The organism is Candidatus Atribacteria bacterium (assembly GCA_011056645.1).
Classification (GTDB): domain Bacteria; phylum Atribacterota; class Phoenicimicrobiia; order Phoenicimicrobiales; family Phoenicimicrobiaceae; genus Sediminicultor; species Sediminicultor quartus.
In genome coordinates this window covers 1-6,833 of the sequence record DSEL01000118.1, presented here as the reverse complement: position 1 = coordinate 6,833, position 6,833 = coordinate 1, and the positions used below count along the sequence as shown (strand labels likewise).

Annotated in this window: 8 protein-coding genes and 1 pseudogene; all 9 read right to left on the bottom strand. The window is 33.7% G+C overall.

The features are described from left to right. Positions 1-346: 346 nt before the first annotated feature. The 9 genes and pseudogenes from ENO17_04780 to ENO17_04740 all read right to left on the bottom strand — a co-directional run bounded on the left by ENO17_04780 (position 347) and on the right by ENO17_04740 (position 6,533). On the bottom strand, positions 347-718 hold the full coding sequence (locus tag ENO17_04780) for a hypothetical protein (GenBank protein HER24345.1): 372 nt from the start codon (positions 716-718) through the stop codon (positions 347-349). Between the two features lie 42 nt (positions 719-760). Then, entirely contained in the window at positions 761-1,342 is a 582-nt protein-coding gene (locus ENO17_04775; GenBank protein HER24344.1) for a hypothetical protein, read from the bottom strand. 131 nt (positions 1,343-1,473) lie between these two features. Continuing rightward, complete coding sequence (locus tag ENO17_04770; protein ID HER24343.1) at positions 1,474-1,731, bottom strand: hypothetical protein; 258 nt, start codon at positions 1,729-1,731, stop codon at positions 1,474-1,476. Beyond that, the gene (locus ENO17_04765; protein ID HER24342.1) at positions 1,732-2,001 is read right to left on the bottom strand and encodes an AbrB/MazE/SpoVT family DNA-binding domain-containing protein; all 270 of its coding nucleotides are present in this window, start codon (positions 1,999-2,001) and stop codon (positions 1,732-1,734) included. A gap of 411 nt (positions 2,002-2,412) precedes the next feature. Beyond that, a pseudogene (locus ENO17_04760) lies at positions 2,413-2,556 on the bottom strand (GTP-binding protein). Between the two features lie 421 nt (positions 2,557-2,977). Next, positions 2,978-3,694 (bottom strand): tyrosine protein phosphatase, encoded by a 717-nt coding sequence (locus tag ENO17_04755; protein ID HER24341.1) that lies wholly within the window; start codon positions 3,692-3,694, stop codon positions 2,978-2,980. A gap of 97 nt (positions 3,695-3,791) precedes the next feature. After that, a complete protein-coding gene (locus tag ENO17_04750) occupies positions 3,792-4,142 on the bottom strand; it encodes a four helix bundle protein (protein HER24340.1) in 351 nt (116 codons plus the stop codon). Then, positions 4,142-4,849, bottom strand: coding sequence for a polysaccharide biosynthesis tyrosine autokinase (locus ENO17_04745; protein HER24339.1), 708 nt, complete (start codon positions 4,847-4,849; stop codon positions 4,142-4,144). The genes ENO17_04750 and ENO17_04745 overlap by 1 nt, the downstream gene beginning before the upstream one ends. A gap of 91 nt (positions 4,850-4,940) precedes the next feature. After that, positions 4,941-6,533 (bottom strand): hypothetical protein, encoded by a 1,593-nt coding sequence (locus ENO17_04740; protein ID HER24338.1) that lies wholly within the window; start codon positions 6,531-6,533, stop codon positions 4,941-4,943. Between the last annotated feature and the right edge of the window lie 300 nt (positions 6,534-6,833).

Genomic DNA, 6,833 nt, shown 5'->3' with positions numbered 1-6,833 from the left:
TAGCACATGCTATGTATAGAGATAAGACAGAATATATGGCTGTCTAGATTCTTTAAAATATTTACAATAAAATACAGTGTCTAAGGGAGAGTTTGCGGGTTGACTTTTAACACAGTATCTACATTTCAGAGATTGCTGAAAATGATACTCTTTACAATGGATTAATGTTCAGGATGTGAACTTGAGTAAATTATATTATATTTGGGGAAGAGATGTCAAGAAAAGAACAGTTTTTAGTTTTCGGTTTTTAGTTTACAGTTAATAAAAAATACAGGATTAAAGAAAGATGCAAGAGAAAAAGACAAGGTGCAAGTAAAGAAAAATACAGAATAAATAATGATATTTTTTATTTATAAGAAAGTCGGTCATCGATAAGGCCAAGCAAATATACGAATTTACTTTTCTTATAATATTCTCTGATATCACCATCTAAAAGAGAGCTTAGGGTTACATAGTAATCTCTTTTTTTAAACCCTTGAATAATTTCTTTAATCTTTGTTAATTCTTCATAACTTGCTGAGAAATTGATATCTTTTCTGGTTAAAAATTCTATGTCAAATATATCTCTTATTTCTTTTCGATCTAAGGCAGCCTGTATCTTGTTTTTCATCATCTGTTCCAAGGTAAAAGATTTAAGTAATACCTGCTGATTAGAATATGGGGAATAGGCAATTGTTTCCTGAAAATTACTTTCTTTATTTTCTTTTCTTATCTCAATCTTTAATTTTCGGGGGTATGGTGCCTTGCTGTATCAAATCATTCATGACATAAACCTCTTAAAATATATTTTAAATTTTGAGGGATATTTCATTAATATATTTTCACAAACCTTTTTATCTATCTTTTCTAAATTTAGGGAACTCAGGTCCAAATTGTATTTTCCTAAATAGTTTAAATAAAGGGAGTCGATAAGGGCTTTTTCAGGAGAGGCAATAAATATATTGTTTTTTTTAGAAAAACTAAAATAATACTCATTTTTGAGCTTACTATAATTAAATATTATTCCTTCAATATTTTTGGAAAAGGTACGATATAAGGAGATAGACTCGATAAATTTCTGCTGAACCTGAGTAGTGTATTCATAAAATGAAAGAGCGGTCATCAAAGAGATATAAGATGGGACCTGCAGGATATTAGCCAGTTCCAATCTTTGATTGAAGGTAATATTATCCCATTTTTCCTTCAATATGTAGAAATTCCTTTTTAGCCTAACAAAATATTTTTGTTTTACATATCGGACAGACAATACTTGAGCAGAATCTTCTGTTATGGATAGTACTTTTGCTACATCCTGGTAAGTAAAATATAGGTTTTTTATTTTTTTTAAATCATTGTATTTCATAGAGCTAAGCACACTTACTTAATCTTTTCTTTAATTTATTATACTTTGGTTGTAGATTTTGTCAAGTTTTTAGATGCCGATCGGAGGGAAGATGCGAGATTACAATGAAAGAATAAAAAAGAGGGTTATTTTTATAAATCTTCTACAATATCATGTTTACCAATTCTAAGAAAAAGATACCCTTCGGAAGTAATTTGAAATAAAAATCGGTAATTTTTATTGATACTTCCCTCTAGAACATTCTGATATTTTTTAACTTTTTTCACTCTTAAGGAAGGATGGGACAAGTTTTCGACTAAAAGCTTTATTTTCTCATCTGTTTTCTTCTGAATAGCAGGCGAAAGTTTTTTATAGTCTTTTTTAAAATGAGCAGTATAAATTAATTGCATTTATTTGTGAAGGTCATTAATTAGATCTATTGGGTTATTATGTATCTTGACCTTGCCTTTTTTGACATCATCTATAGCCTCTTTTAGCATCTCTTCACCTTTCATCGATAAATTTACCGAGACTTTTTCTATTAAAATTTTGGGAATAATAACTATTCTATCATCTTCTCTGGCAACTTCTAAATAGTCACCCTTCTTGATACCCAGTTCTTTGCGGATTTTATTGGGAATGGTAATTTGCGCTTTTTCTCTAACCTGAATTAAAGACATCGATCTTATCTCCTTCAATCACAAATAATTTTATAGTAAGAATTTCCTACTTTCATTCTAAAGATAATATAGCAAATATTAATCGAAATGTAAAGGGGGAAATACAGTGATGAGGAAAAAGATGTGGTTGAAATAAAAGAAATATCAAACTGTAAGTATATTTTTCCAGTTGTAATTGGCAATGTTTTCTTTTATCATAAAATTATCGTCAGAACAGGAAATAACCGCGACAGTTTTAACCTTTGAGCCTAAGTCATTGGCAAGTTTATTTAATGAAGTGACATGTTTAGAAGTAATTGTCATTGAGCTTTTTATTTCAAATAAGTGCAGGAAACCTCCTATTTCGATAACTAAATCTACTTCAAGGCCATCTCTTGAGCGTAGGTAGTAGAGAGGCGGGCGATATTGATTTAAAAAACTTAAGGGATCCTCTTTTGCCCGAATTCTTATATCAGGGTCTTCTAAGCTTACTAAGGTATGGGTCTTAGAAAAGAGTATTTTAAAAAGAGTGGTCTTTCCTGATTGGCGTGGACCGGTAACCACAATTGCCGGAAAAGTTTTAATTGCTTTTAGGATAGTTTTCTCTAATATTCGAGTTTTTAGTTTCATATTTTTTCCTGCCTTATAACTAATAAGTCAATTCACCAATTTGCCAATTCACCAATTGACCCATTAAGATAAGAATAAAGATTAGAAAATTAATTGAGAAATTATAATTAGTTGTTAGCATATAGTCTTTATTAAAGAAAATACAGAATAGGAAAAAGAAAAGATACAAGATCATTCGATTAGTTAATTTGTCAATTAACCAAAAAGATAATACTTCTAAATTTATTTTTATTATCTTCATTTTTACTTTTTTTATTATAACCCTTAATATTTAATATTTCAAGTTAAATATGCAGGGTAAAGCGGTATCGAGAAAAAGATGGGTCGGAACAGCGATTGGGGTCAGGTCTCAATCGCTGTTCTATTTTTATTGATTCGATATGATTTTTTGGGGGTGGGAGTGAACCAAGTTTAGGGCGGCTTGGTGACCGATGATTTTGGAGGCCTCTTTTAGTGCTTTGGATAAAATAGTATTTCTTCCTGTGGTGGAATCAGAGTGAGCATCAGTAGCCAGACAGTAGATAAGATCATTAGCTAAGAGTTTTTGTGTAAATTTTCTGGTTGGTGAGCCAAAGGTACCGCAGAGGCTGGCGGCCGTAATTTGCGCCAATGCTCCTTTTTGGATTAAGTTAGTCAGTAAGGCTGGTTTCCGCTGGAATTCTAAATTTCTTTCTACATGAGAAAGAATGGGAGTTATTCCCATCAGTTGAATTCGAAAAAGGATCTCTTCGGTCTGGTGGGGAATTTGGTTAGCAGGGAATTCTAAAAGCAAGTATTTAGTGTTGTTCAGGGTCATTATACTTTGTTTTTTTAATCTTTCAAATATATCTGCGCTTAGATGCACTTCACTTCCGGGAAGAACTTGCAGGGGAAGGTTATTTTCTTTTATTTTTTGATTTAATATTTTTACTTTTTCTTCTATAGCTGGAGGGTGATTTTCATAGATGCCATTTAGTGTATGGGGAGTAGCCACGATAGTTTTGATGCCATCACGATGTGCTTGCTCACACATTTTTAGGGAAATTTCCCAAGAAGAAGCTCCATCATCCATATTAGGAAGAATATGATTATGAATGTCGATCATTTTTTTACTCCGTAAAAAATAGCGTATAGTTATAGCGTATAGTTATAGCGTATAGTTATAGCGCGGGATACAAGTGTAAGTAAAGAAAAAAATAAAACTAGCGTATAGGGTGAATCATCCTATATAACATTTTTCCAGTTTCTTTAAATAATTCTTCGATAATCTCATTACTATTAGTATAATTTAAATCTATGGCTAATAGATATTGTGTTTCTAATTCTGATAATGAAGCATAAGCTATTGATAGAAAACGTGTATATTCTTTTTTATAACCACTACCATACCCTTCAGAAATATTTGAAGGTATTGATATCGCTGCTCTTCTCATCTGAGAAGTTAAGGCGTATAATTCTGATTTAGGAAAATTACACGTAATTTTATAAATTTCTAAAACTAATTTATATGCTTTTTGCCAGACTATTAAATCTTTAAAACTGTTTGTTTTCATTATTTCCTTTTTTGTTTTTTCTTTTTTGTTTCGTCGCCGTAGTAGTAATAGTAGTAGTAAGGGTAGTATTGTCCTTCTTTTTCCATGTCGATCTTGTTTAAGACTACCCCTAAGATATTGGCTTTTACTTTATTAAGTAGTTCTTTGGTTTGTATGGCAGCTTCCCGGGGCACCTCTCCAAAATTCAGGACCAGTACCACACCATCTACCTGGGTAGCTAATACCAGGGCATCGGTAACCGCAATAACCGGAGGAGAATCAAAGATGACAAAGTCAGCTTGCTCCTGTAATTCTTTTAGCAGTTCTTTCATCTTGTTAGAGCCGAGCAATTCGGATGGGTTGGGGGGAATAGGACCGCTAGGAATAAAATACAAATTAGGATCAACATCACTCATTTTTCGCATGACATCTTTTATCTTTTTATCTTCTACTAAAATATTGGTGAGCCCGGTTTTATTGTCCTGTTCGAATATCTTGTGAATAGTTGGTTTACGCAAGTCAGTATCCACCAGAATTACTTTGTATTTATCCTGAGCCATAGTTAAGGCTAAATTTATGGAGATTGATGATTTTCCCGCTTCCGGAATGGGGCTGGTGATGAGCAGGGTTTTTATCGGTTTATCCAAGCTGGAAAATTTTATATTAGTTCTCAAGGTACGGAAGGCTTCACTGATAGGAGATTTGGGGTCGTTTTGTACCACAAAGATATTTTCGAAGTCTTTTCGTTCAAATTGTTTTAGTTTTAGTTTTAAAACCAAATTGGTTCACATCCTTTAGATAGTATTTAGTCGTTAGTATTTAGTAGGTTCTTTTTCTTTTAGTTTTTAGAGTAACTTTAGGGATTAGGCCTAAGACAGGTAATCCCAAGTAGCGCTCTATGTCATCTGTTGTTTTGATGGTGTTATCCATATATTCTAAGAAGAATACCAGCATTACACCAAGCATCAAACCAAGGATCCCGCCGATAGCCAGGTTTAATTTTTTATTCGGTTTGATGGGGTCTTGGGGAATACGCGCTTTATCTATTATCCTGATATCTCCTAATTCCATGACTTCATTGATACGGGCTTCCTGATATTTCTCCAGTAAGATAATATAAATATTTTCCGATACCTTTACCGCCCTTTCCAGGCGGGCGAGATTTAATTCTTTGTCCGGTAGTTTCTCTAAACGGCTCTCGTATTCTTTTACCGAAGAAGAAAGGGATTCTTTTTTGGTCTGTAAGGAAATTAAGTTGGTTTCCAAACTAACTACTTGAGCCAGAAGATTCTGATAGATAGGATTTCGGGTAGATACTTTTGAGCCAACGATCTCTGCTACTTTTTCACTAACCATATTTTTTATCTCTCTGATCTTGATCTCTACCTCTGATACCTGAGGACTTCCTTTGGAATATTTTTCCAATAAAGTGGGGAGCTGGATCTCCAAAGCAGTTAATTGGCTTTGCAGTGCCTGGACCTCCGGATTGGTGGTAATGGTTTCCGAAGAGATATAGGTTTCGGATTGTTTTGCCAGCTGGCGGTGGACTTCGGCCAATTGTGCCTTTGCTTCTACGATCTGATTATTGACGTCTATTTCCTGTGATTGGAAATTAGCCAATTGTTCAATGTTTATCTTGGTCTCTTCATCAAGATATAGAATATTTTCCTGCCTTTTATATTCTAATTTTGCTTCTTCTACCCGTTTTAACTCCGTTTCTTTTTCAGTAAGCTGTTCTTCAATGAATTTTTTCGCTTCACTTGCCCGTGAGCGGTTGGTAGAACGTGATTCTTCCACAAAGACACTGGCTGTGTTATTGGCAATGATCGAGGCTAATTGGGGATTGATATTTTCGGCGTTGATCTCTATTATATTGGTGTTTTTTAAAGAATTGACGGTTATTGATTCTCTTACTTGGGTGATGATGTCTTCTTCTTCTAAGGCGTAAGCTGTCGTTCCCTCCTCATGGTCATGGTTATCTCTTATTCCTAATAATATGGAGGCGGCAAAATTCTTCAGATGTAATATATCCAATACATTAATTAACCATCGGAAGGTTTCTATTTTTCTTGAGAAATTTTGTTCTTCTGCTTCTTTAAAAACATCAGGAGGTAATTTTTCTGCTACTCCTTTAGCAATACTATAACTTTTTAAGATCTCAATCTGGGTTTCTATTTCATCTGCCTGTCCAAAAAGGAGGTTACCTTCGGCACTGCCAAAGATAGCCTGAGGACTATTGGTTTTAGAAAGCAGTACCGTAGTGGTAGCTTTATAAATGGGTGACATAAAAAAATTGACGATCAAGACCATGATGATGGCAGTTACGGTTACTGTGAATATAGTCCATTTTCTTTTACGTAAAACTCGTATGTAGTCTTGCAGGGAGATTTCTTCTTCTTCCAAAAATATCAACTCCTTAGAGGTAGTATTTGGTTAAAATTAGCGTATAGTAATAGCGGATAGTTATAGCGCGGGTTACAAGTGTAAGTTAAATACCATAAGATCCGTTTTTAGTTTTAAAAAGTTACAAGATGCGAGTTGTAAGTTGCAAGTTAAGAAAAATACAAAAAACAAATAAAGATATAAGATACGGGTCGGATAAATCCGACCCCTTGTACGATAAGAATATCTAAATTATCAACTAAATATGTTAGTATGATACTGGAAGAGTTTGTAGTTGATTAGGTCATCCGACCCCTGGAGCAATCATCT

What these genes read in the sequence shown, in the direction of transcription:
- ENO17_04775 (HER24344.1), bottom strand. Translation starts at nt 1,342, where the DNA reads ATGAAATACAATGATTTAAAAAAAATAAAAAACCTATATTTTACTTAC.
- ENO17_04770 (HER24343.1), bottom strand. Translation starts at nt 1,731, where the DNA reads ATGCAATTAATTTATACTGCTCATTTTAAAAAAGACTATAAAAAACTT.
- ENO17_04765 (HER24342.1), bottom strand. Translation starts at nt 2,001, where the DNA reads ATGTCTTTAATTCAGGTTAGAGAAAAAGCGCAAATTACCATTCCCAAT.
- ENO17_04755 (HER24341.1), bottom strand. Translation starts at nt 3,694, where the DNA reads ATGATCGACATTCATAATCATATTCTTCCTAATATGGATGATGGAGCT.
- ENO17_04750 (HER24340.1), bottom strand. Translation starts at nt 4,142, where the DNA reads ATGAAAACAAACAGTTTTAAAGATTTAATAGTCTGGCAAAAAGCATAT.